This window comes from Tibeticola sediminis (assembly GCF_003843835.1).
GTDB lineage: Bacteria > Pseudomonadota > Gammaproteobacteria > Burkholderiales > Burkholderiaceae_C > Tibeticola > Tibeticola sediminis.
Window position 1 is genome coordinate 376,833 of the sequence record NZ_RKQL01000001.1, and the last position, 23,421, is coordinate 400,253.

General features: G+C 67.5%; 22 protein-coding genes. 13 read left to right on the forward strand and 9 right to left on the reverse strand.

The window, feature by feature from the left end; genetic code table 11:
• The first annotated feature begins 84 nt into the window (after nt 1-84).
• The 6 genes from EDC62_RS01825 (at nt 85) to EDC62_RS01850 (ending at nt 5,262) form a co-directional block, all read left to right on the forward strand.
• Complete coding sequence (locus tag EDC62_RS01825) at nt 85-1,140, forward strand: tetratricopeptide repeat protein (protein ID WP_124219802.1); 1,056 nt, start codon at nt 85-87, stop codon at nt 1,138-1,140.
• A 62-nt stretch (nt 1,141-1,202) separates the two neighbouring features.
• A complete protein-coding gene (locus EDC62_RS01830) occupies nt 1,203-2,468 on the forward strand; it encodes a L,D-transpeptidase family protein (protein WP_124219804.1) in 1,266 nt (421 codons plus the stop codon).
• Nucleotides 2,465-3,073: a peptidylprolyl isomerase gene (locus tag EDC62_RS01835; protein ID WP_124219806.1), complete on the forward strand. Its 609-nt coding sequence runs from the start codon at nt 2,465-2,467 to the stop codon at nt 3,071-3,073. The genes EDC62_RS01830 and EDC62_RS01835 overlap by 4 nt, the downstream gene beginning before the upstream one ends.
• A 9-nt stretch (nt 3,074-3,082) precedes the next feature.
• The gene (locus tag EDC62_RS01840; RefSeq protein WP_124219808.1) at nt 3,083-3,592 is read left to right on the forward strand and encodes a peptidylprolyl isomerase; all 510 of its coding nucleotides are present in this window, start codon (nt 3,083-3,085) and stop codon (nt 3,590-3,592) included.
• A gap of 8 nt (nt 3,593-3,600) precedes the next feature.
• Nucleotides 3,601-4,386 (forward strand): UDP-2,3-diacylglucosamine diphosphatase, encoded by a 786-nt coding sequence (locus EDC62_RS01845; protein WP_124219811.1) that lies wholly within the window; start codon nt 3,601-3,603, stop codon nt 4,384-4,386.
• Between the two features lie 3 nt (nt 4,387-4,389).
• The gene (locus EDC62_RS01850) at nt 4,390-5,262 is read left to right on the forward strand and encodes a M90 family metallopeptidase (RefSeq protein ID WP_124219815.1); all 873 of its coding nucleotides are present in this window, start codon (nt 4,390-4,392) and stop codon (nt 5,260-5,262) included.
• On the opposite strand, the gene EDC62_RS01855 is transcribed toward EDC62_RS01850, so the two are convergent.
• From EDC62_RS01855 to EDC62_RS01895, 9 genes are all read right to left on the reverse strand, one after another.
• Nucleotides 5,223-5,861, reverse strand: a complete 639-nt coding sequence (locus EDC62_RS01855) for a hypothetical protein (RefSeq protein WP_124219818.1) — start codon at nt 5,859-5,861, stop codon at nt 5,223-5,225. The two genes, EDC62_RS01850 and EDC62_RS01855, sit on opposite strands and share 40 nt — an antisense overlap.
• Nucleotides 5,862-5,920: 59 nt before the next feature.
• Nucleotides 5,921-6,784, reverse strand: coding sequence for a hypothetical protein (locus tag EDC62_RS01860; RefSeq protein ID WP_124219821.1), 864 nt, complete (start codon nt 6,782-6,784; stop codon nt 5,921-5,923).
• A complete protein-coding gene (locus EDC62_RS01865; RefSeq protein ID WP_124219823.1) occupies nt 6,781-7,365 on the reverse strand; it encodes a hypothetical protein in 585 nt (194 codons plus the stop codon). The genes EDC62_RS01860 and EDC62_RS01865 overlap by 4 nt, the downstream gene beginning before the upstream one ends.
• Nucleotides 7,366-7,372: 7 nt before the next feature.
• The gene (locus EDC62_RS01870) at nt 7,373-8,122 is read right to left on the reverse strand and encodes a phosphate/phosphite/phosphonate ABC transporter substrate-binding protein (RefSeq protein WP_124219826.1); all 750 of its coding nucleotides are present in this window, start codon (nt 8,120-8,122) and stop codon (nt 7,373-7,375) included.
• Nucleotides 8,119-8,613 carry a PAS domain-containing protein gene (locus tag EDC62_RS01875; RefSeq protein ID WP_124219828.1) on the reverse strand — a complete coding sequence of 165 codons (495 nt, stop codon included), beginning with the start codon at nt 8,611-8,613 and terminating at the stop codon, nt 8,119-8,121. Before EDC62_RS01875 ends, EDC62_RS01870 begins: the two co-directional genes overlap by 4 nt.
• 13 nt (nt 8,614-8,626) lie before the next feature.
• The gene (locus EDC62_RS01880; RefSeq protein ID WP_124219831.1) at nt 8,627-8,989 is read right to left on the reverse strand and encodes a roadblock/LC7 domain-containing protein; all 363 of its coding nucleotides are present in this window, start codon (nt 8,987-8,989) and stop codon (nt 8,627-8,629) included.
• Nucleotides 8,990-9,066: 77 nt separating this feature from the next.
• Nucleotides 9,067-10,473 (reverse strand): ATP-binding protein, encoded by a 1,407-nt coding sequence (locus EDC62_RS01885; RefSeq protein ID WP_124219833.1) that lies wholly within the window; start codon nt 10,471-10,473, stop codon nt 9,067-9,069.
• Entirely contained in the window at nt 10,470-11,147 is a 678-nt protein-coding gene (locus tag EDC62_RS01890) for a response regulator (RefSeq protein WP_124219835.1), read from the reverse strand. The genes EDC62_RS01885 and EDC62_RS01890 overlap by 4 nt, the downstream gene beginning before the upstream one ends.
• A gap of 92 nt (nt 11,148-11,239) precedes the next feature.
• Nucleotides 11,240-13,897, reverse strand: coding sequence for a DUF349 domain-containing protein (locus EDC62_RS01895; RefSeq protein ID WP_124219837.1), 2,658 nt, complete (start codon nt 13,895-13,897; stop codon nt 11,240-11,242).
• 462 nt (nt 13,898-14,359) lie between these two features.
• On the opposite strand from EDC62_RS01895, the gene EDC62_RS01900 reads away from it, so the two are divergent.
• From EDC62_RS01900 to EDC62_RS01930, 7 genes are all read left to right on the forward strand, one after another.
• On the forward strand, nt 14,360-14,674 hold the full coding sequence (locus tag EDC62_RS01900; RefSeq protein WP_124219839.1) for a winged helix-turn-helix transcriptional regulator: 315 nt from the start codon (nt 14,360-14,362) through the stop codon (nt 14,672-14,674).
• Nucleotides 14,675-14,904: 230 nt separating this feature from the next.
• Entirely contained in the window at nt 14,905-15,459 is a 555-nt protein-coding gene (gene grpE, locus EDC62_RS01905) for a nucleotide exchange factor GrpE (RefSeq protein ID WP_124219841.1), read from the forward strand.
• A 141-nt stretch (nt 15,460-15,600) separates the two neighbouring features.
• The gene (gene dnaK / locus EDC62_RS01910; RefSeq protein ID WP_124219844.1) at nt 15,601-17,529 is read left to right on the forward strand and encodes a molecular chaperone DnaK; all 1,929 of its coding nucleotides are present in this window, start codon (nt 15,601-15,603) and stop codon (nt 17,527-17,529) included.
• A 135-nt stretch (nt 17,530-17,664) separates the two neighbouring features.
• Nucleotides 17,665-18,807 (forward strand): molecular chaperone DnaJ, encoded by a 1,143-nt coding sequence (gene dnaJ, locus EDC62_RS01915; RefSeq protein WP_124219847.1) that lies wholly within the window; start codon nt 17,665-17,667, stop codon nt 18,805-18,807.
• Between the two features lie 95 nt (nt 18,808-18,902).
• Nucleotides 18,903-20,267 (forward strand): MBL fold metallo-hydrolase RNA specificity domain-containing protein, encoded by a 1,365-nt coding sequence (locus EDC62_RS01920; protein WP_124219849.1) that lies wholly within the window; start codon nt 18,903-18,905, stop codon nt 20,265-20,267.
• Nucleotides 20,268-20,304: 37 nt separating this feature from the next.
• Nucleotides 20,305-21,990 (forward strand): phosphoethanolamine transferase, encoded by a 1,686-nt coding sequence (locus EDC62_RS01925; RefSeq protein ID WP_124219852.1) that lies wholly within the window; start codon nt 20,305-20,307, stop codon nt 21,988-21,990.
• 5 nt (nt 21,991-21,995) lie between these two features.
• Nucleotides 21,996-23,333, forward strand: a complete 1,338-nt coding sequence (locus EDC62_RS01930) for an elongation factor P maturation arginine rhamnosyltransferase EarP (protein WP_124219854.1) — start codon at nt 21,996-21,998, stop codon at nt 23,331-23,333.
• Nucleotides 23,334-23,421 lie beyond the last annotated feature (88 nt).

A 23,421-nucleotide genomic window follows, 5' to 3' on the forward strand; every position in this document is an offset into this window, starting at 1 on the left:
TCAGTATACCGACGGCCAGTCCCTTGGGCTGGCTCCAGTTCGACGCCACATCCTCCCAAATCCATGAACGTCAACCCAAACCCGATGCTTACACGCTTCTTGCGCCGCGCGTCGCTGAGCGTCCTCGTGCTCGCGCTGGCCGGCCCCTATGCCTGGGCCGATGAGGCCAGTGACGTGACCCAGCTGCTGCGTGCGGGCAAAAGCTCCGAGGCGCTCGCCCGCGTCGACCAGGCCTTGACGGCCAAGCCCGGCGATCCGCGCCTGCGCTTCCTTAAGGGGGTCGTGCTGACCGAAATGGGAAAAACCGCGGACGCGATCAACGTCTTCGTCAAGCTCACCGAGGACTATCCCGAACTGCCCGAGCCTTACAACAACCTCGCCGTGCTCTACGCCGCGCAGAACCAGTACGACAAGGCGCGTGCCGCGTTGGAAATGGCCATCCGCACCAACCCGAGCTACGCCACCGCGCACGAAAACCTCGGGGACGTCTACGCCCGGCTGGCCAGCCAGGCCTACAGCAAGGCGCTGCAGCTCGATGCCAGCAACACCGCCGTCCAGCCCAAGCTCGCCCTGATCCGCGAACTGTTGGCGCCGGCGCCCAAGGGCGCTGCAGCACCCGCCAAACAGCCGCCAGCCAGTGCAAAAACGGCTTCGGCTGCAGCCAAGCCCGCCCCTGCCGCGCCAGCAGCATCCGCCGTCGCGCCGGTGCCGGCGCCAGCGGCCAGCGCCGCGGCGAAAACGGCCCCAGCAGCCACGGGATCGGCTTCGACCGCAGCGGCCCCGAGCGCCGCGCCCGCCCCGGAAGCGCGTGCGGTCGAAGCCGCCGTGCGTGCCTGGGCCACGGCATGGGCCTCGAAGGACCTCGGCAAGTATTTCTCGGCCTATGCGCCGCAATTCGAGACGCCGGGGAAGAAGCCACGTAAGTCCTGGGAGGAAGAGCGCCGCAGCCGCATCCTGGGCAAGTCGCGGATCGAAGTCCGCATCGAGGACCTCAAGGTGTCCGTCGACGGGTCGAAGGCCAGCGCGCAATTCCGCCAGGATTACCGGGCCGATGGCTTGCACGTCACCAGCCGCAAGCGGCTGGACCTCGTGAAGTCCGGTGACCGCTGGCTCATCGTGCGCGAGACGACCGGCGGTTGAGCGCCGCCGTCGCCGCGTGCCGCATCGCACGCGACTTCACAGATTTTTCCGGGATTGCCGGCATGAAATGGTCGCTGATCGCTATTTCTTTAATAGCGACCTTGACGTTCGTCACCCAAGCTTCGGCGCGCAGCGAGCGGGCTGCGGCTCGGGCACACGCGTCAGCGCCCTCTGCGGCATCGCCGCGCGCGCCGTCCAAGACCGAAGCCCGGCCCAGTGGTGACGCGGAAGCCCGTCTGATGGCCGTCTACCGCCTGATCGGCCGTGCCGAAACGCGCGCCGCGCTCGAAGCCGCGCAGCAGCTGGTCAACGACTATCCCGACTTTCAACTCGCTCAGCTGGTCTACGGCGACTTGCTCAGCAGCCGTGTGCGGCCAGTGAGCCGCTTCGGTGACGTTCCCGACACGGCCGAGCGGGCCGCCCCTGAAGCCTTGAGTGATTTGCGCGAAGAGTCGCGTCAGCGTCTGCGCGCGCTGCGCGAGCGGCCGCCACCCGGCAAGATTCCGAGCAACTTCGTGGCGCTCTCGCCGCGCACGCGCCACGCCATCGCGATCGATACCTCGCGTTCGCGGCTGTATTTGTTCGAGAACACGGCCGAGCAGGGTCTGCGGCTCGTCGCGGACTATTACATCTCGGTGGGCAAGCTCGGTGTCGACAAGCAGGCCGAGGGCGACCAGCGCACCCCGCTGGGTGTCTACTACATCACCAGCAACCTGGACCCGCGCAGCCTCAAAGACTTCTACGGCTCCGGTGCCCTGCCGATCAACTACCCCAACCCGATCGATCAACTGCGGGGTCGCTCCGGCAACGGGATCTGGCTACATGGCACGCCGCCGGGTCAGTACGCGCGCGCACCGCAGGCTTCGGATGGCTGCATCGTGCTCGCCAACACCGACCTCAACCACATCATCCGCACGGTCGAGGTTCGCTCCACCCCCGTGGTGATCGCCCGCCAGCTGCATTGGGCGTCCCCGCAGGCCCTACGGGCCGAGATCAAGGGCTTCGAGGACACGCTCAGGGCCTGGCGCACGGCGAAAAGCAGCGGTGATGTTCAGCGGGTGCTCGCGTTCTATGCCCCGGAGTTTCGCACCTACAAGCGCACACTGCCCGAGTGGATGCCCGCCCTCGCGCAGGAGGTCGCTGCGACGCGGGGACGTGAAATCGAACTCAAAGACTTGAGTGTTCTGCGTTGGACCGACAGCGACGACATCATGGTGACCACCTTCGGTGAAGTCGTCGCCGGCGCCCGAACCGGGCCCGTAAAGCGCCAGTATTGGGTGCGTCGCGGTACCCACTGGAAAATCATTTTCGAAGGAGTCATCGGATGAAGCCGTTTTCCCAGCTCGATACGCCCCACTTCGGTCGCCGCGCGCTGCTGCTGGCCGCAGCGAGCCTTGCCACGCTGGGCGCTGCTGCAGCGCGGGCCGCAACGCCCGCGCCGCGGGTGCGCTTTTCCACCAACCTGGGCGCGTTCACGGTCGAGCTCGACCCGGCCAAAGCGCCTGTGACGGTCGAAAACTTCATCGCCTATGTCCGCGCCGGGCACTACGACGGCACCGTCTTTCACCGCGTCATCGACGGCTTCATGATCCAGGGTGGCGGCTACGACGCGCAATACGCGCAGAGGCCCACGCGCCCACCGATCCAGCTCGAAGCGAACAACGGCCTCAAAAACCAGCGCGGCACGATTGCGATGGCGCGCACGGCCAACCCGAATTCGGCCACGGCACAGTTTTTCATCAATGTCGTGGACAATCCCAACCTCGACGCGCCGCGGCCGGACGGCTACGGTTATGCCGTGTTCGGACGCGTCGTCGAAGGCATGGACGTGATCGACCGCATCCGCAGCGTACCGACGGGCCCCGGCGGCCCGTTCGGCCGCGATGTACCGCGCACGCCCGTCGTCATCCAATCCGCCACCCTTCTGAACTGAGCCCCCCCCATGAGCAACCCTCAAGTCGAACTGCACATCAAAGACCACGGCGTCATCACCCTCGAACTCGACGCCGAACGCGCGCCCAAGACGGTCGAGAACTTTCTCAACTACGTGCGCAAAGGCCACTACGACGGCACGCTGTTTCACCGCGTCATCCCGAGCTTCATGATCCAGGGCGGCGGCATGGAGCCGGGCATGAAGCAAAAGGCGACCGACGCCCCGATCGAAAACGAGGCCAACAACGGCCTGAAGAACGACACCTACACCATTGCCATGGCCCGCACCAGCGCGCCGCACTCGGCCACGGCCCAGTTTTTCATCAACGTCGCGAACAACGACTTCCTCAACCACACGGCGCCGAGCGCGCAGGGCTGGGGCTATGCGGTCTTCGGCAAGGTGATCGCGGGCCAGGAGATCGTCGACGCGATCGCCAGGGTCAAGACCGGCAACAAGGCCGGACATGCCGACGTGCCCGTCACCGACGTGGTGATCGAGCGCGCGATCGTGAAGGAATAAACGTAGCCATGCAGGCTCCGGCGATGGCCGACCTCGACGCCCGCGCCGATTGGCGTGCCGTCGACTTCATCGCCGACCTGCACCTGGAGGCCGCCGCAGCGCGCACCTTTACCGTCTGGCGCGACTATCTGCACCGGACGACGGCCGACGCCGTCTTCATCCTCGGCGACTTGTTCGAGGTCTGGGTGGGCGACGACCTGGCCGAAAGCGACGCCTTCGCACGCGACTGTGCGGAGGTGCTCTCGGAGGCGACGGCCCACCGCCCGGTGTATTTCATGCCGGGCAACCGGGACTTTCTCGTCGGCCCCGCGTGGTTCGCCCGCACCGGCGTGCGGCCGCTGGCCGACCCGACGGTGCTCCACTTCGGCGGCAGGCGCTGGCTGCTCTCGCACGGCGACGCGCTCTGCACCGGCGACACCGCCTACCAAGCGTTTCGCGCCGAGGTGCGCGCGCACCCATGGCAACAGGCCTTTCTGGCCCAGCCGATCGACGCGCGACTCGCCCTGGCCCGGGCGCTGCGCGCGCAGAGCGCCGAACGCCAACGTGCGCTTGCCGCCGACGCGTTGGCCGAGGTGGACGCGCAAGCTGCCTGCGCCTGGCTCGAAGCCGCCGACGCACCGGTGCTGATCCACGGCCATACGCATCGCCCCGCGGTTCACACCCTGCCGTGCCGCACGAGCTCAGCCTCTCGCATCGTTCTGAGCGACTGGGACTTCGACGCCGAGCCCGCGCGCGGGTCGGTGCTTCGGGTCGAACGCAGCGGCCAGTGGCAGCGCATCGCGCTTCCACTTTGAACCATGATCGCCTGGCTTGAGCCGCTCAAGCGCCTGGTCGCCACGGCGCGCGGTGCGCGGCGCCGGGCCTCGGCCGCCGAGATTCCCGATGCGCTCTGGCAGCCTGTGCTCACCGGCCACCGCTTCCTCGCGCGCCTGCAGCCGCCGCAGCAAGAGCGGCTGCGCGCGCTGGCCGCCGCTTTTTTGGCGCGCAAGGAATTTTCTGGCGCGGGCGGGCTCGTCGTGACCGACCCCATGGCGGTGGCCGTGGCGGCGCAAGCGTGTCTGCCCCTGCTGCACATCACCGCCGGCCAGTCGAGCGCGCAGGCGCTGCGCTGGTACGAGGACTTCGTCGGTATCGTGCTCTACCCCGGCGAGGTGCTGGCGCGCCGGCAGCATCTCGACGAGGCGGGTGTGCTGCACGAATGGCAAGAAGAACTGGCCGGCGAATCCATGGACGGCGGGCCGGTCATGCTCGCATGGGCGGATGTCGCGCGCGCCGACGAAACCGCCGCCGAGGGCTACAACCTCGTCATCCACGAGTTTGCACACAAGATCGACGCGCGCGACGGCGCGATCGACGGCTGCCCGCCCCTGCCGCCGGGCTGGCTCGGCACGAGAAGCCCGCAGGCCGCGCGGGCGCAGTGGCAGGCACGCTTCGAACCGCTGTATGCCGAATTCTGCGAGGCGGTCACGGCAGCCGAGCGCTTTGGCGGCCTGGTCGATCCGCCCTGGCTCGATGCCTATGCCGCAGCGTCACCGGCCGAGTTCTTCGCAGTCGCGTCCGAAGCTTATTTCGTGTCGCCCGGCGTATTCCGGCGCGAACATGCTCCTCTTTTTGAACTGCTCGCAACCTTTTACGGCTTCGGTCCCGACTGGGCCGAAGCGGCCGAATAGCGCTCACCCGCGAGTTTGAGGCCCCAGAGCAGTTCGACCAACGCGGCGTTGTTGAGCAGCGGCTCACCACCGACGATCAGCCAATAGCCATTGCCATCGACCCACAGCGGCACGAAGGACCAATTGGGCAGCAAAAATTCCGGGTCGCTGTGAAACGACACGAAACCCCGGGCGCCGCCCCAGCCGCGCCGCTGCTGACGCTCGGCATACGCGCCGAAATCGGCGGCCGCAACACTCAGGGCTTCGGCCTCGTCCGGCGCGAGACCGCAAGCACCGAGGCAAAAGCCCCCATCCGAAGCCAGCACGGCGCGCCGCACGCCCGAGAGCGAGGGAATCACATGCTGCAAGAAGTCGTCGAGCCGCGCATCGGGCCCGAGCAAAGGGCGCGGCAAGGACTCGACCCAGCCGGCCTCGGCCGCAGCATCGAGCCACGCCACCGTCACCCCACTGCGCGCCAGAAACGCAGCCTCGTCGAGCGCGCGATCCGACGTCAACAGACCTTGCAAGGCGCGCGCCTCCGCGTCCGGCTCAGGGCTCGAAAAAGCCCGCAAAGCGCCCTGCGGCGTCAGGATCCACCAACGATTCGAGCGTGCATTCATCGTTTACGTTTCTCTCTCAGCCCCGGCGGCATCCCATCGAGCCGCCTCCCCCGGTTCATTCAAGCCACCGCCCCTTGTTCGGCGCGCTGTGGGCGAGCCTCGGGCGGCGCGAGCAGGGCGCCAACGAAATCTTCGAGCGGCATCAGATCGAGCCGCAGCTGCCGCACGCGGGCCTCGGCCTGCGCGGAATCGATGGTCCGCAGCGAGACGACCGATGCGAGGGCATCGCTGCGGCTGACCCGCTGCACCACGCTCATCGGCGTATTGCCGGCCACCCAAGCGGCGCCCGGGTCGACCACCACCCTGTGTTGCACCGTGAAATGCATCTCGAATGCGGAGCCCGACCCGATGGCACCGGCCATTCGGCGCAGCAAGGCCCGACCGGGCTCGCGCGCCGCGGCGTCGAGCATGCGCTGGGCTTCCGAAACGGACGACGCCTCGTCGGCAGGCGACAGAGCCGCAACGCTCGCCGGCGCTGCGGCGGTTGGCAGCGGCGCCGCGGGCCGAGGCGGTTCTGGCCGGGATTCGACACTCCGCGAGGGGGCTGCATCGGCTGCGGCGAGCGACATGGCCCGTGCCAGCGCCGCGCGCATGGCTTCGGCTCCGTAGGGCCTGCGCAAAGCGACGATCGGGCGCGCAGACCCGACGGGCTGTGCCCACGCGGCCGCCCAGCTCGTGTCGCTGGCCGGAACCAGGGCCACGGCAGGACGCAGCTGCAGCCAGCGCTCGAGCTGCGCTTGCCCCTGCGGCGTATGGTGTGGCAGACCGAGCGCGAGCAGATCCATCACCCAGACGTCTGCTTCGACCCGAGCCCCCGATTCGGGCTGGGGCACTTGGATGCAGCTCCCCTTGAATTCGCGTTCGACGAGAAACGCCAAGGCCGCGGCTTCCTGCGGCCCCAGCCCGATGTAGGCGACTTTCATCTGAGATCTTCCCCTTGTTCGAGTTGCTGGCTGACGGCTTCCCATTCGGGCGGCAGCACGGCGCCCGCGCGCAGCAACGCGCGCCGTGCGAGCATGAAGGCCAGGTTGTCGTGGCAAGTCACGCAGTGCTCGAGAAACGCCTGCTGCGCGGCCCGGTCCTGGGCTTCGAACGCCGCAACCGCTGCAGCCGCCAGGGACCGCGAGTCGTCGACGCTGCAGCGCCGTGCCCGCGTTGTCATGTTGGCCGAAGGCCGGGCCAGCACGCTCCAGCGCGTGGCCAGCGGCGTGATGCGTGCCAGCGCCGCGCCCTCAACCTGCGCCTCGAACGACCGCGCCACGTGCGCGGCCAGACGCTCGCGCGCCAGCCGCAGCGCCTGCCGCTTGAGCGGGCCAAAGGTTTCGTCGAGCGCGACGTACACATCGGCCAAGGCACCCTGAACCGGCTCCGAACCCGGCAACGCCAGCGCCCAGCGCAGCCGCTCCAGGTGGGCCTGGGCATCGCGCGGGTCCCGAAGCAAGCGCCTTGCCTGCCGCCGCAAGGACAGGCGCGCCGCAGGCTCAGGGCGGGCATTGCTCACCATGCCAGCCTCAGTCCAGCAAGGTGTCCATGAGGTCGATCATGAACTCGGCCTGCTCCTGACTCATGCGCTCAAAACCGGCAGGCAGGCCGAGCGCATCGAGCACATCCGCATCGCCCGGTTGCGAGCCGATGCTCAGCAGCGCCTCGGCGATGCGCGGTACTTCGGCCGCCAGGCGCGGATGCGCGAGCAGCACGTGGGAAATGTCGTGGATGGCGCTCTCCACCAGCACCTGCAACTGGCTGCGGGAAATCCGCGTGAGCGAGGCATATGCATCGGCCAGGAAGAACGCGGCCTCCACCTCGCCCTTGATGGCGAGACGGGCCGCCGCCTGGTAGCTGTCCACGTCGATCCACTGGATCTGCGCATCGGTCAGGTCCGCCGGTTCAAGCAGGCGCAGGCCGATGAGCTTGACATCGCGGTTGTCGGTGAGCGCGATGCGGCACCCTGGCTTGAGGTCCTCCACCCGGTTGATGCCGGAGGACGCGCCACTGGCGATCACCATTTCGTCATAGCGTTGAGCGGGCCGTGCGAACGGAATGAAGCCCTGCGAGCGGATCATGTCCGCGGCGTCAAAGGGATTGGCGTAAACGATGTCGGCCTTGCCTTCGGCGAGCAGCTCGGCCTGCTCGCGCGCACCGGCGGGCGTGAGCAGATGCAGGCCCAGGCCGGAGCGGCGCTGCAGCACCGTGTTGAGCATGTGCCAACCCGCGAAACGATCCGGGGCAAAGTCCGGGGCGATCATGAAGTTGAGGGTCATGATGCTGCTTTCTCCTCGGCCAGCCATTGACGGTAGAGCGGTTCGAGTTCGGCGATGCGCGTGCGCGAAGGCTTGCGCCGCACCGAGGTGTAGCCCACGACCACGCCATTGCGGATGTTGGGTACGGCGGTGGCATAGACCCAGTAGAAGCTGCCGTCCTTGCGCAGGTTCTTCACATAGCCGTGCCACTTCTTGCCCGCCTTGAGGTCGTCCCACAGCCCCTTGAAGGCGACTTTGGGCATGTCCGGGTGGCGCAGGATGTGGTGCGGCGCACCGATGAGTTCCTCGCGCGACCAGCCGCTCATCTCGACGAAGGCGTCGTTGGCGTGGGTGATGATGCCGTTGAGGTCGGTGCGGGAAACGATCAGCCGCCCCTCGGGGAACGGCACTTCGATCTCGGTCACATAGACGGTACGCGAGCTGCCATCGGTGTAGGTCAGCCGGCATTCACGGTACGGCGCGGCCGGCGGCGCCATGTCGGGCAAAGCCATGACACGCTCCTACTCAGAGCAGCTTGGACAGCGTCTCCGCCGCCCGCTTGATGTCGAGGAAGATCAGACCGAGCTTGGCATTGGACTTGGCCAGCACGGTCAGCACCGCCTCAGGCCCGGCCGCGCTCATGATCACATAGCCGCGCTCGCCCTGCACCAGCACGCGTTCGAGCCCGCCGCGGGCCAGTTCCTTGGCGGTGCGCTCACCCAACGACAGCAAGGCCGCCGACATCGCGCCAATGCGGTCCTCGTCCATGCCGTTGGGCAGGGCCGAGGCGATCATCAAGCCGTCGGTTGAAATCAGGGCCGAGGCCTCGATGTCGGCCGTCGACCCGTTGAGGTCCTCCAGCGCCTGCTGGAGCATGTCTGTGCGCATCGTCAAATCTCCACATCGGTTGTGGGACGCGATTTGACAACTTTGTCACGAAATCACACTTGACCCAACTCAAGCATTCATCGAGTCGCCGCGCGGACGGCAAGCGCCTCGGGCACGGTCAGCGTGACCCGTAGACCGCCGAGTTCGGTGCTGCGCCCGACCTCGACGTCCATCCCATACATGCGCGCCAGCCGCCGCACGATGGACCAGCCCAGACCACTGCCCGGCTGCCCGGTGCCCAGCACGCGAAAGAATCGCTCGCCCAAGCGGGCCATCGCCTCGGGCGACAAGCCGGGGCCACTGTCCTCCACCGTGATCCGCGTCGCCTGGCCTGCGGCGACCACGGACAAGCGCACCCGCGCCCCCTCGGGGCTGTAACGGACGGCGTTGTCGAGCAGGTTGCGCAGCAGCACGCGCGCCAGTGCCGCCGGCAGGGCAGCCGGTGCGACCTCGCTTGCCACCGAGCGCTCGAGCCGCTGGTTCTTGGCCTGCGCCTGCGGCTCGAGCAGCTCGCAGAGCTCATGCACCACGCGGGGCCATACGGTCACGGACTCCACAGCATGCGCCGAGGCGACGCCTGCGCCAGCCTCGGCTTCGAGCCGCGCGAGCTGCAGCAACTGATCGACCAGATGGCTCGCGCGGTCACAGGCGGCCACGGTGGCGGCGAGCGCCTGCGCGCGCTCGCCGGCATCGAGCGCGCCTTGCGCGACCTGTGCCTGCATGCGGATTGCCGCCAGTGGCGTGCGCAGTTCATGCGCAGCGTCGGCGGTGAAGCGCCGCTCGGCTTCGAGGCGCTCGGCCATGCGTTCGAACAGCCGATTGAGTGCCTGCACCAGCGGCAACACTTCCCGCGGCGCGTCCTGCGCTTCGAGCGGCTCCAGCGCCTGCGGTCGACGCTGGGCCACTTGCTCGCCCAGGCGCCGCAGCGGCTGCACCGCCCCGCGCACGGCCCAGACGATACCCAGCACGATCAAAGGGAAACCCAACAGGATCGGCCAGACGGCGCGCTCCATGCTCGAGAGCAACACATGCGCGCGCGCCGCCTCGCGCTCGCCCACCAGGATGTGCACATCGCTCTCGAGCCCCGGTGCACTCAGCACCCGCCAGGGCTCGCCCGAGAGCGTCTCCACGCTGAAGCCCGTTTCCCCCAGCGGGGCCAGCGGCGCGGCCGGCGCATTGACCGAGCGCGCGACGAGCCGACCCTCGTGCCAGACCTGGATCGCCACTTCCTGTTGGTATTCATGCAGCACCGGCGCGTCTACGGCGTCGAGGTTGCGTAAGTCCTCGAGGTGTAGGCCTGAGAGCAGCGCGGCAGTCTGCGCGAGATGCGCATCGAGCAGTTCGTCAAGCTCATGACGCAAATCCAGCCAGGTCAGGCCCAGCACCAGCACCCAGCCCGCAGCCAGCAGGCTCAGCACCGTGAGGAGCAGCCGGCTGCGCAAGGACGGCTGGGCCCGCGCCGGACGGCGCTCGGCTGCACTCATGCGTGTCCCTGCAGCGCCGACGTGCGCAGCACATAGCCGACGCCGCGCACAGTTTCGATGAGGTCGGGCCGGAGCTTACGGCGCAGGTTGTGGACATGTACCTCGACCGCATTGCTCGCGACCTCGGTGCCCCAGCGATAGAGCTGCTGCTCGATGCGCTCGCGGCTCAGCACGCGGTTCGCATTGAGCACCAGCAGGTGCAGCAGGTCGTACTCGCGCCCGGCAATCGCCACCGGCTGCCCCTCGAGCCACACCTGGCGCGCGGCTTCGTCGAGTTCGATCGGCCCTGCCCCCAGCCGTGCCGAGGTATGTCCATGAGCGCGCCGCACCAAGGCACGCAGCCGCGCGGCGAGTTCGAGCAAATCCACCGGCTTGACGAGATAGTCGTCTGCCCCGGCATCGAGCCCCTCGACCCGCTGCGGCAGTCCATCGCGGGCGGTCAGCACCAGCACCGGAACGGCCAGCTTTTGCGCCCGCGCCTCGCGCAACACGTCCATGCCGTCCATTCGGGGCAAACCCAGGTCGAGCACCACCGCCTGGTATTCACCGCTGCGCAGTTCCCGCAGAGCGGCCACGCCGTCGCGCACCCAGTCGACCTGAAAGCCTTGCTGCGTCAAGCCCGCGCGCAGCCCGGCGCCGAGCAAATCATCGTCCTCCGCCAGCAAAATGCGCATCGCTCCCCCTCAGAATCCGAAAACATCATGCTGACGCGGCCGGCTGAAGAGGGCCTTAAGGCAATGTTGGCCTCACGGTCGAGCCGCTGCGTTCAGCCGCGCCGCAGCAGAACCTTGAGTGCCGACTGCAAGCGCTGGGCGGCTTCGGCGTTCCAGGCACTGGCGAGCACGGTAGCTACATCCAGCGGCCAGGTCTCGGCCGGTGCGGGGTCGTGCCGGCGCGTCAAGAGCTTGAGCTGCAGCGCGCGCCGGGCGTCGAGCTGGGCGGCTGGGGTGGGCACCTCGGCAGCGATCTCGAGGCGCAGCAGGGCCTCGGCCGCATCGCCCGAGGGCGGTGCGCCGAGCGCCTTGACCCAAGCGGCGCGCACGCCCGCCGACACGGCGCGGCCCAGGGCCTGAGCGCCGGGCAAGGCTTGCGGATCGCGCACCTCCCAGGCATGAAGCAACTGCGTGAGCGCTTCGCCATGCGCCTGGGCCGCGAGCCGGCGCAGCGTCGCCTCCGCATGTTCGAGCGCTTCGCGCTGCGCCCGAAACGCCGCATCACCGAGGCGCGGCGCCCGTTCGGGCTCAGAGCCGCGCCCGAACGTCGGCCGGGCCTCGCGTCGCCCGCCACCCGCGCTGGCGGCCCCACCGTCGCGGCCGCGTCCGCGCAAGCCCTCGGCTCCGGCGCCGGCGCGGCTTTCCGGGGCGCTGCGGCGGGCACCGGGCCGATCGTCTCCGCGCACGGCCACCACCGGCTTGGCGGGCGTGGTGCTGGCGCTCCCGCTCGCCTCCGCCGGCTCTGAAACTTCTGTTTTCGTAGCATCCGGAGCCGATTTCTCGCCGGCGTTGGGCTGTTTTTCTTCGAGAACCTGCGCCAGCGGTGCGCCTGCGGGCGCGGCTGCGGTCCGCGCGGTCGATCCGCCGCGCACCGCAGCCTCCAACGCCGCCATGGCGGCCCGGATGCGCTGCGCGTCGCCACTGGCATTGGCCGCCTCGAGGGCGCGCGCCGCCTCGATGACGGCACGGTCGCGCTCGCTGAGGCTCTGCTCCACGCGCGCGCGCTCGCTTCCTTTGCGTGCAAAGGCCTCGTCGATGGGCTTTCTGAACGCCTCCCAAAGCTTTTGCTCGGCGCGCCGATCCAGCGGAACGGCTTGAGCTTCGGCCTGCCAGCGCTGCTGCAAGCTGCGCACCGCATCGACGCGCAACACAGGCTCCTGCGCCAGGGCCTGCGCCTCCTGAATCAAGGCTTGGCGGCGCTGCAGGCTTTCCTCCTGGGCCTTGGCCAAAGCGGCGCCTGCCTCGCCGATGGCGGCTTTCCACAGCGGCTGAAGCTCGGCAAAGGCCTTCTCACTCAAGTGTCCGGCTTTGCGCCAGCGCTCGGCAAACTGGGCCAAGGCACGGATCTGGGCTTTCCAGTCGGGAGGCGTCTGCTGCGCCTGGGCCTCGGTCCATGCCTTGACCTCGTCGATCAAGGCCAGGCGCTCGGCGCGGTGGGCTGCGGCTTCGGCGCGCACTTGCTCGAGCCAAGCCTCCACCCGGGCGTGGGCTGCGGTGCAGGCCTCGTCAAACCGCTTCCAGAGCGCATGGTTTGGCACGCCGCTCTGGTCGGTGGCCTTCCACTGTTCCCGCAGGGCTCGCAGCGCTTCCTGGAGCTTGCGGCCTTGCGGCGCATGTTCGCCGTCCACCAGCGCCTGGGCTTTTTGGATCAACTCCTCGCGGATCTGGTCCGCACGCCAACGGGCCCAGCCTTCGAGCTCGCCGGCTGCGGCCAGCGCCGCGTGCACGCGCGATTCGATCGCTGCCTCCAGATGCCGCGCATGCGTCTTGAAGGCCTCGCGCAGCGCAGCCGCGACGCCGGCACTGGCTTTGCCGTGTCCCTCGGCCACCTCCCGCTCGAGCCGCTCGAGCAGCGGCACGACGGCTGCGAGCGCCGCTTCACGCCGGGCTTGCCGCTCGGCCGGGTCGGCCTTAGGCCGATGACGTTCGGCGTCGGGTGCCTCAATTGATTCGCCGCGTGCGGCGCGAATCTCCGCCGCCCACACCGGCACCGGGGGCGGCGCGACGGATGGGTCGGCGGCAGCCGCCTCGGCCTGGGCCAAGGCGGCGGTAAAAGCGTCCCAAACGATTTGAAGCTGGCTCTGCGCCGCATCGAGCATGGGCGCGTACTTCGGGTCCATGACGGACCAATCGGGCTGCTGGCGCAACGCTTCGACCTGGGCCAGCCAACGCGCCACGTCTTCACGCAGCACCGGCGCGGCCGCCTGGGCATCTTTCCAGCTCCGGGTGGAGAGAATCTCGATGCGCTGCGCGAGCAGCACCGAGGCCTCCCGCAGCACCATCACCTGGTTCTGCAAATCCTCGACCGCCTTGATGCGCTCGGCCAGCGCGGCCCGCAAACCCGTCAGAGGTTCACGAGACAGCGGCGCGCCCGCACGGGCCGCATCCCGTTGCCAAGCCAGGGCGTCGGCGATCGAAAACCGCGGCGCAGCCAGCAGCGCCCGGGCACGCTCGGCCCACTGCGCGGCCAAAGCCTCTTGCGCCTTGGCGCGGCGCAGCTCGTCGAGCCGCTCGCGCAGCGGCCGCGCCGCGCCCTTGTCCTTGACGCTGAGTTCTTTGAAGACCGCCTGCATCAGTTCGGCAGAAGGCTCGGTGGCGAGCCAATCGCGCACACGCGCCGCGCGTTCCCCGGAAGTCGGCGCCGTAAAGGCACCCCCGGTGAGCGCATCGAGTTGGGCCAGATCCAGGGGGTGAGATGCAGTTGAGTTCACGACGAAGGACGCTTGAGTTCAGATGAAAAAATGAAAGGTGGCCGCGTTGGGGCAACGCTCAATCCGCTGCCGCGATCGCGCGCGAGCGGCCGGTTCAGCGTTGACCGAATTCCGGTATTTTCGTCGCAAACGCTGCTCCGTCTACCCGAAGCGCTTCGGGGTCGGCACGACCGGGCTCGAGGAGAAGCCCTCCAGCTATGAAAGGTGTAGCATCGAGTCACTTTGCGCTATAGTTGCCGCAGCGTGGCCGGGCACACACCTGGAGCAGGCTCGCGCGCCGCGCCTGGGGCAACACCAGCCTTCCAGGGAGCTAAGGCAACGCTGAACAAGTCCCTCGCGCGTCGCGCATCCCGGCTGCGGGCGCGCACCATCGCGGGAACTTATTCAGCGTTGCCCTAATTGCGCCTAGCCTGAGAGGCCGGCACGCAACAGGCACGATCGAGATCGAAGGAGAACATCGCCATGAGTTCCAAAGACACCGCCGCCATCGGCCAGTTACTGGCTCTGCTCGAGACCCGCTATGCCATGCGTGTGCTGTGGGCGCTGCGCGATGGACACCCGCAAACCTTTCGGCTGCTGCAAGACAGCGTCGGCGGCATCACCCCCAACACCCTGAACACGCGGCTGAAGGCGCTGCGCGCGGCCGGGCTCATCGCCCACGGTAACGAAGGCTACCGGCTCACGGCCAGCGGGCTCGACCTGGTCAAGCGCCTCTCGGATCTGCAGGCGTTCGCCGCAAAATGGGCAGCGGCCCAGGCGCGCAAGGCGGCGGAATGAGCAAGCGATCAGGACACGGCCCGGCTTGCCCGAATGGCGCAGCGCCTGAGCCCTGCCCCCTGCGCGGCGCGCGAGGGACTGGTTCAGCGCTGCCTTCAGCCTCTTGAATTTTCTGGGCTGACCCCCAGTTGCCTGCCCGATGGGTCTGTCGGCGCGATGGACCCGTATTTCTTCCTCTCGATTCATCCCCACAACCGGGTCATCCCGGCTGTTTGCTTTCTTTGAACCCCATGGCCGAAACCCAAACCAACTCCAACACGCAAAACCCGAACGAGGCCGAAGCCTCGCAAGCCCAGCCAACGGCTGCGACCGATGAGCGCGCGGCGCTGCAGGCGGAAATCGAGCAGTTGCGGGCGAAAAACGCCGAGCTGAGCGAGCAATACCTGCGCGCCCAGGCCGACGTGCAAAACGCCCGTCGCCGCGCCGAGGAAGAAATCGCCAAGGCGCGCAAGTTTGCGCTCGAAAGCTTCGCCGAGAGCCTGCTGCCCGTCGTCGATAGCCTGGAGGCGGGCTTGGCCGTGCAACATGCGACGACCGAACAAATCCGCGAAGGCGCGGAAGCCACCCTGCGGCAATTGCGTGCCGCGCTCGAACGCAACAAAGTGGTGCCGATCGACCCGGCCCCCGGCACCCGCTTCGACCCGAACCTGCACCAGGCGATCAGCGTTGCCGAGGCCAACCAGGAGCCGAACACCGTGGTCGCCGTGCTGCAAAAGGGCTACCTGATTGCCGACCGCGTGTTGCGCCCTGCGCTCGTGACCGTCACGCCCGGGCAAGGCGGCTAAAGCCTGCAAAGGGCGCCGCATCCGGGCGGGGCAGCCCGCCCCGCCTTGAAACCGCGCCGGGCAGCCGCATTTAGAAGACAACGGGGTCGGCAAGAGCTGCTTGGCCCACCAAAAATCATTGACCCAACGGAGCAAATCAACATGGCAAAAATCATCGGTATCGACCTGGGCACGACCAACAGCTGCGTCGCGGTAATGGAGGGCAACACGCCCAAAGTCATCGAAAACGCCGAGGGTGCCCGCACCACGCCTTCGATCGTCGCTTACCTCGAAAACGGCGAGATCCTCGTCGGCGCGCCGGCCAAGCGCCAGGCCGTCACCAACGCGAAGAACACGATTTATGCGGTCAAGCGTCTGATCGGCCGCAAGTTCACCGACCCAGAAGTCCAAAAAGACATCGAGCTCATGCCCTACAAGATCGTGCCCGCCGACAACGGCGACGCATGGGTCGAAGTGCGTGGCAAGAAGCTCGCCCCGCAGCAGATCAGCGCCGAAGTGCTGCGCAAGATGAAGAAGACCGCCGAGGATTACCTGGGCGAAGAGGTGACCGAGGCGGTCATCACGGTGCCCGCCTACTTCAATGACGCCCAGCGTCAAGCCACCAAGGACGCCGGCCGCATCGCGGGCCTCGAAGTCAAGCGCATCATCAACGAGCCCACGGCGGCGGCGCTGGCCTTCGGCCTGGACAAGGCGACCAAGGGCGACCGCAAGATCGCGGTCTATGACCTGGGCGGCGGTACGTTCGACATCTCGATCATCGAAATTGCCGACGTCGATGGCGAGAAGCAGTTCGAGGTCCTGTCGACCAATGGCGACACCTTCCTCGGCGGTGAGGACTTCGACCAGCGCATCATGGATTACATCGTCACCGAGTTCAAGAAAGAGTCTGGTGTCGATCTGTCCAAGGACGTGCTGGCCCTGCAGCGCCTCAAGGACGCCGCCGAAAAGGCCAAGATCGAGCTGTCGGGCTCGACCTCGACCGACATCAACCTGCCCTACATCACGGCCGATGCGTCGGGGCCGAAGCACCTGAACATCAAGCTCACGCGTGCCAAGCTCGAAAGCCTGGTCGAAGACCTGATCGAGCGCACGATCGCGCCCTGCCGCACCGCAATCAAGGACGCCGGGGTGTCGGTCAACGACATCCAGGACGTGATTCTCGTCGGCGGCATGACGCGCATGCCCAAGGTGCAGGAGAAGGTCAAGGAATTCTTCGGCAAGGAGCCGCGCAAGGACGTCAACCCGGACGAAGCGGTGGCCATCGGCGCCGCCATCCAGGGCCAGGTGCTCTCGGGTGAGCGCAAGGACGTGCTGCTGCTCGACGTGACGCCGCTGTCGCTCGGTATCGAGACGATGGGTGGTGTGATGACGAAGATGATTCCGAAGAACACGACCATCCCGACGAAGTTCTCGCAGACCTTCTCGACCGCGGAAGACAACCAGCCGGCGGTGACCATCAAGGTCTACCAGGGCGAGCGTGAGATTGCCGCAGCCAACAAGCTGCTGGGCGAATTCAACCTCGAGGGTATTGCGCCGGCACCGCGTGGGATGCCGCAGATCGAGGTGACCTTCGACATCGACGCCAACGGCATCTTGCACGTGAGCGCGAAGGACAAGGGCACGGGCAAGGAGAACAAGATCACGATCAAGGCAAATTCGGGCTTGTCCGAGGCCGAGATCGAGAAGATGGTCAAGGACGCCGAGCTGCATGCCGCCGAGGACAAGAAGCGCGTCGAGCTGGTACAAGCGCGCAACCAGGCCGATGCCACCGTGCACTCGGTCAAGAAGAGCTTGGCCGAACACGGCGACAAGGTCGATGCGTCCGAAAAGGCGCAAATCGAGGCCGCCATCAAAGACCTCGAGGAAGCGATCAAGGGCGAGGACCAGGCCGCCATCGAGGCCAAGACCAATGCCCTCATGGCTGCAAGCCAAAAGCTGGGTGAGAAAATGTATGCCCAGCAGGCGCAGCAGTCGGCCGGCGGTGCGAGCGCTCAGGGCGCGGGCACGAGCGGCAGCAGCGGCGATGACGATGTCGTCGACGCCGAGGTCAAGGAAGTCAAGAAAGACTGAGCGCCTTGGTGGCAAACAGCGGAGCAGCTCCTCTGACTGCTCCGCTCTTTGCAGCGACGCCGCGTCGAGTTGTTTTCCCCTGGAAAATGACCCGACGCGGCGTTGTTGCGCAACGGGTTTGAGAGCAGGAACGCAATGGCCAAACGCGACTATTACGAAGTTCTGGGCGTTGCCCGCAACGCATCGGAAGAAGAAATCAAGAAGGCGTACCGGCGCCTCGCCATGAAATACCACCCCGACCGCAACCACGGGGAAGGGCTCAAAGAGGCGGAAGCGCGCTTCAAAGAGGTCAAGGAGGCCTACGAAACCCTCTGCGACGCCCAAAGGCGCGCGGCCTACGATCAATTCGGCCACGCCGGTGTCGATCCGAACATGGGTGGCTTCGGCGGCGGTGGTGGTGACGGGTTTGGCGGCTTCGCCGAGGCGTTTGGCGACATCTTCGGCGATCTCTTTGGCCAAGGGCGTGGCCGCGGCGGCCGGCAGGTGTACCGGGGAGCCGACCTCAGCTACGTGCTCGAGATCACGCTCGAAGAGGCCGCAGCCGGCAAGGAGACGCAGATCCGCATCCCCAGCTGGGAAAACTGCGACAGCTGCCACGGCAGCGGCGCCAAGCCCGGAACCCGCCCGATCACTTGCACCACCTGCCACGGGGCCGGTGTGGTGCAACTGCGCCAAGGTTTCTTCAGCGTCCAGCAAACCTGCCCGCAATGCCACGGCACCGGCCAGATCATTCCCGAGCCCTGCCCGAGTTGCCATGGGCAAGGTCGTGTGCGCAAACACAAGACGCTCGAAGTCAAGATTCCCGCCGGCATCGACGACGGCATGCGCATCCGCAGCAGCGGCAACGGTGAGCCCGGCAAGAACGGCGGGCCCGCGGGCGACCTCTACATCGAGGTGCGGGTCAAGAAGCATGATGTCTTCGAGCGCGACGGCGACGATCTGCACTGCGAGGTGCCGATCAGTTTCGCCACGGCGGCGCTCGGGGGGGAAATCGAAGTTCCGACTTTGCTCGAGGGCAGCGCCACGATCGACATCCCCGAGGGCACGCAAACCGGCAAACGCTTCCGGCTGCGCGGCCGGGGCATCAAGGGTGTGCGCTCGGCCACGCCGGGCGACCTCTATTGCCATGTCCGCGTCGAAACGCCGGTCAAGTTGACCGAGCATCAAAGGAAGCTGCTCAAGGAACTCGACGAGTCCTTGCGTAAGGGCGGCGCCAAGCACTCGCCCGACGGCAGCAGCTGGGCCGAGCGCATCAAGCGCTTCTTCACGGCCGCCTGAAGCATGCAGGCACTGACCGGGGTGGGCGGTGCGGCCCGAGACCCCTGCCGCCGGCCGCGCATCCATCGGGCAATCTTTTCCTGGGGCGATCGCTCATGAGCGTCAACATCACTTTCCTCGGCGGCGCGCAGACCGTCACGGGCTCGAAGTACCTGGTCGAACATGCCGGTGTTCGGGTGTTGGTCGACTGCGGCCTGTTTCAGGGCTACAAGCCGCTGCGCGAACGCAATTGGCGTCCCTTACCGGTCGTTCCGAGCCGGATCGATTCGGTCGTGCTCACGCACGCCCACCTCGACCACAGCGGCTATCTGCCGCTGCTGGCCAAGGAGGGTTTTCGCGGCCGGGTGCATGCCACGCCGGGCACGCGCGACCTGTGCGCGATTCTGTTGCCCGACAGCGGCCATCTGCAGGAAGAGGACGCCGCGTTCGCCAACCGGCATGGGTTTTCCAAGCATCACCCGGCCTTGCCGCTCTACACCCGGCAGGATGCGCTCGACAGCTTGCGGCTGTTTCATACCGTGCCTTTCTTTCACCCGTTCGAGCCGCACCGGGGCTGGCGCGTGAGCTTCATTCCGGCGGGACACATCATCGGTGCGGCCAGCGTGCTGCTCGAAGTCGGCGGGCGCCGCATTCTGTTCTCAGGCGACCTCGGGCGCAGCGACGACCTCCTCATGAAGCCGCCCGCCGATCCGCCCGCGGCCGATACGCTGTTGATCGAGTCGACCTACGGTGACCGCCGCCACCCAGAAGGCACCGTCCTCGACGAACTGGCGCCCGCGCTCGAACGCGTGGCACGGCGCGGCGGCATCGCGGTCGTGCCGGTCTTCGCGGTCGGCCGCGCGCAGACGCTGCTGCACGCGATTGCGACGCTCAAGGCCCAGGGGCGCATCCCGCACGGTCTGCCGGTCTATCTCGACAGCCCGATGGCGATCCACAGCACCCAGGTTTTCATCGACCACCCAGGCTCGCACAAGCTCAGCCCAGACGAAGTCCGTGCGATGGCCAAGGTCGCGCACTTCATCGAAACCCCCGAGCAGAGCAAGGCCTTGGCGGCGCAGCACGGCCCGATGGTGATCCTTGCAGCCTCGGGCATGGCCACGGGCGGGCGGGTGCTTCATCATCTGGCGCACTATGCAGGCGACCATCGCAACATGATCATCCTGACCGGCTATCAGACGCCGGGCACGCGCGGTGCGCGGCTGGCGGCCGGTGAAACCTCGATCCGCATCCATGGGCAAGACGTCTGGGTGGCTGCCGAGGTGGTGCAACTGCGCACGGCCTCTTCCCACGCGGACAGCGAGCAACTCATGACCTGGCTGCGCCGATTGCCGCAGCCGCCCGGGCAGGTGTATGTCGTGCATGGCGAAGTCGGCGCCAGTGACGCACTGCGACTACGCATCGAGCATCAGCTGTACTGGCGCGCCCGCGTGCCCGAGCACGGCTCGGTCTGGCCGGCCTGAGAGGCTGAGAGCCCGGCCCCAGGTGTTTCCATCGTTCATGAGCGCACACATCTCGGTCACAGCCTGGCCCAAACGCCCCATGTCCACGGCGGACGCGGGCGCCCATCGCACCCAGGCGCGGCACACGCTCATCCTCGCGGTCTGCGTCTGGATGGCCAGCGTGGGCAACCTGGCGCTGTGGCAGCAAATCCGCGCCCTGCCCGAGGTGAGCGGGCCGCGCGGGCTGGCGTTCGCGCTTGGCTTTGCGCTGGGCATCGCGGGGCTGCTGGTGGCGCTGGTGGCGGCGCTAGGCTGGGGACGGCTGCTGCGGCCGCTGCTCTCTCTGCTGCTCGTTGCGACGGCGGTGGGCGCGTATTTCATGCTGAGCTACGGCGTCGTCATCGACCCGACGATGATGGTCAACGTGGTGCAGACCGACCCCCGAGAAGTTGGCGATCTGCTCAACCTCAAGCTCGCGCTGGCGCTCCTGGGCCTGGCGGGGCCGGGGCTGTGGTGGGTCTGGCGGCGGCCTCTGCAGCCGCAGCCGCTGGGGCGGCAACTCGGTGTGCATCTGGCGCTGATCGTCGGCGGGCTTGCGCTCACGTCTGGCGCGCTGATGGCGATCTTCCAGGACTTTTCCTCGGTGATGCGCAACCACACGCAGTTGCGCTACCTCATCAATCCGCTCAACTCGGTGTGGGCGCTGGCCGACGTCGCGGCCACGCCGTTCAAGCGTGACACGCGGCGACTCGAGCCGCTGGGGCAGGACGCGCGGCTCGCCCCCCGCCCTGCGGGCGCAAAGCCGCCGCTGCTGGTGCTGGTGCTCGGCGAGACGGCGCGTGCGGACAACTTCTCGCTCAACGGCTATGCGCGCGCAACCACGCCCGAACTCGCGCGCGAAGACATCATCAACCAGCGCAACGCCTGGTCCTGCGGCACGAACACGGCGGCGTCCGTACCCTGCCTGTTCTCGGCGCTGCCGCGCGACGAATTTGAGCGGCGCCCCTACAACAGCGAGACGCTGCTCGACGTGTTGCAGCACGCGGGCCTTGCAGTGCTGTGGATCGACAACCAATCGGGCTGCAAAGGCGTGTGCGACCGCACGCCGCACGTGAGCACGGCCGAGCTGAAGGACCCGGCGCTGTGTAGCGGCGGAGAGTGCTTTGACGAAATCATGCTCCGCGGCCTCGACGAACGCATCGCCGCGCTCGACCCCGAGCGCCGCGCGCGTGGCGTGGTGCTGGTGCTGCACCAGATGGGCAGCCACGGCCCAGCGTATTTCAAACGCTCGCCGCCGGCGTTCAAGCGCTTCCTGCCCGAATGCACCAGCAACGCACTGCAAGAGTGCACGCGCGAGCAGGTCGTCAATGCCTACGACAACACCATCGCCTACACCGACCATGTGCTCGCGCAGACGATCTCTTGGCTCAAGTCCCGCGAAAGCGCCTGGAGCCCGGCGATGATTTACCTCTCGGACCATGGCGAGTCGCTCGGCGAGAACAACCTCTACCTGCACGGCCTGCCCTACGGCGTCGCACCCGATGTGCAAAAGCATGTGCCCTGGATCACGTGGCTGTCGAACCGCTACGCGCGCGAGCGCGGCATCTCGACCGCCTGCCTGAAGGCGCGGCAGGACGAGCGCGTGTCACACGACCATTACTTCCACTCGGTGCTCGGGCTGCTTGGCGTGCAGACCTCGGCCTACCGGCCCGAGCTGGACCTCTACCGTCCCTGCGGCGGCTGATCGGGATGCGAGACACCCTAGAGGCAGGCCCCATGCACTGGGCGCTGTTCTGTCGCGTCATCGACAACTACGGCGACCTCGGCGTCGCCTGGCGGCTGGCGAGCCAGATCGCCGCGAGCGGCGACACGGTGCAGCTCTGGGTCGACGCGCCCGAGGCGCTCGCCTGGATGGCCCCGGGCGCGCTCGAAGGCCGTTGGCCGCGTTTGCAGGTGCGGCCTTGGACGCAGCCTTTCGCGGCCGACGCGCTCGCGCAGGGTGCGGCGGACGTGTGGGTGGAATTGTTCGGTTGCGACATCGATCCTGAATTCATAGCGCAACATGACCGTTTCACGCCGGCATCCGGCGCAAAATCTAAGGCAACGCTGAATAAGTTCCCGCGATGGCGCGCGCCCGGCCGCGGGATGGGATGCGAGGCGCAAACCGCAGCCATAGCCGCAGCTATGGCGAGGATTGGCAACGACGCAGACCGCCCGCAGCCGGGATGCGCGACGCGCGAGGGACTTGTTCAGCGTTGCCCTAAAAATAACCCGGTCTGGATCAACCTCGAATACCTCTCGGCCGAAGCCTACGTCGAGCGTAGCCACGGCTTGCCCTCGCCCATCCTGCACGGGCCAGCGCGGGGGCGCACGCGGCATTTCTTCTTTCCGGGCTACACCGAGCGCACCGGCGGCTTGCTGCGCGAGCCCGATTTGTTGGCCCGCCAGGTCGCCTTCGACGCGGCGCGTTGGCGGGAGCGGCAGCGGCTGCCCTCGGGCCGGGCGCTGCGCATCAGCCTTTTTTGCTACGAGCCGCCAGCGCTGGGGGCTTGGCTCGACGCGCTCGCCGCGGGTGGATCGGGCACGGGGCAACCCGTGCAGCTGTGGGTGACGCATGGGCGTGCCGCTGCGGCCGTCCGCGGCCATTTTTGCGCTGGAAACCCGGTAACCCCCTTGCAAAACGGTGCGCAAGCGCTACAAGTTTCATACCTTCCAGCCCTCACGCAGACTGATTACGACCACCTGCTTTGGGCAGCAGACCTCAACTTCGTGCGCGGGGAAGATTCGCTGGTGCGCGCGCTCTGGGCCGGCAAGCCTTTCATCTGGAACATCTACCCGCAGGACGACGGCGCGCACGCGGCCAAGCTGGAGGCACTTCTCGATTGGCTCGACGCCCCGCCCAGTCTGCGCCGCTTCCACCGGATCTGGAATGGGCTCTCGAGCGGCGCCCTGCCCCCACCCGACCTGGCGCTCTGGGGTGCGTGCATCCGCGCCGCGCGCGAGCGACTGCTCACGCAGCCCGATCTCCTCTCGCAATTGAGGGCTTTCGTCGCCGACCGGCGTCAACAGCTGCAGGAGCAGCCATGAGCCGGCTAAAATAGAAGGCTTTGGTGATGGCGCTTGCCGCGCCCACCCAAGCCCGACCGCCGTTCATTTGCCGTTCGCTCGCCGCTGG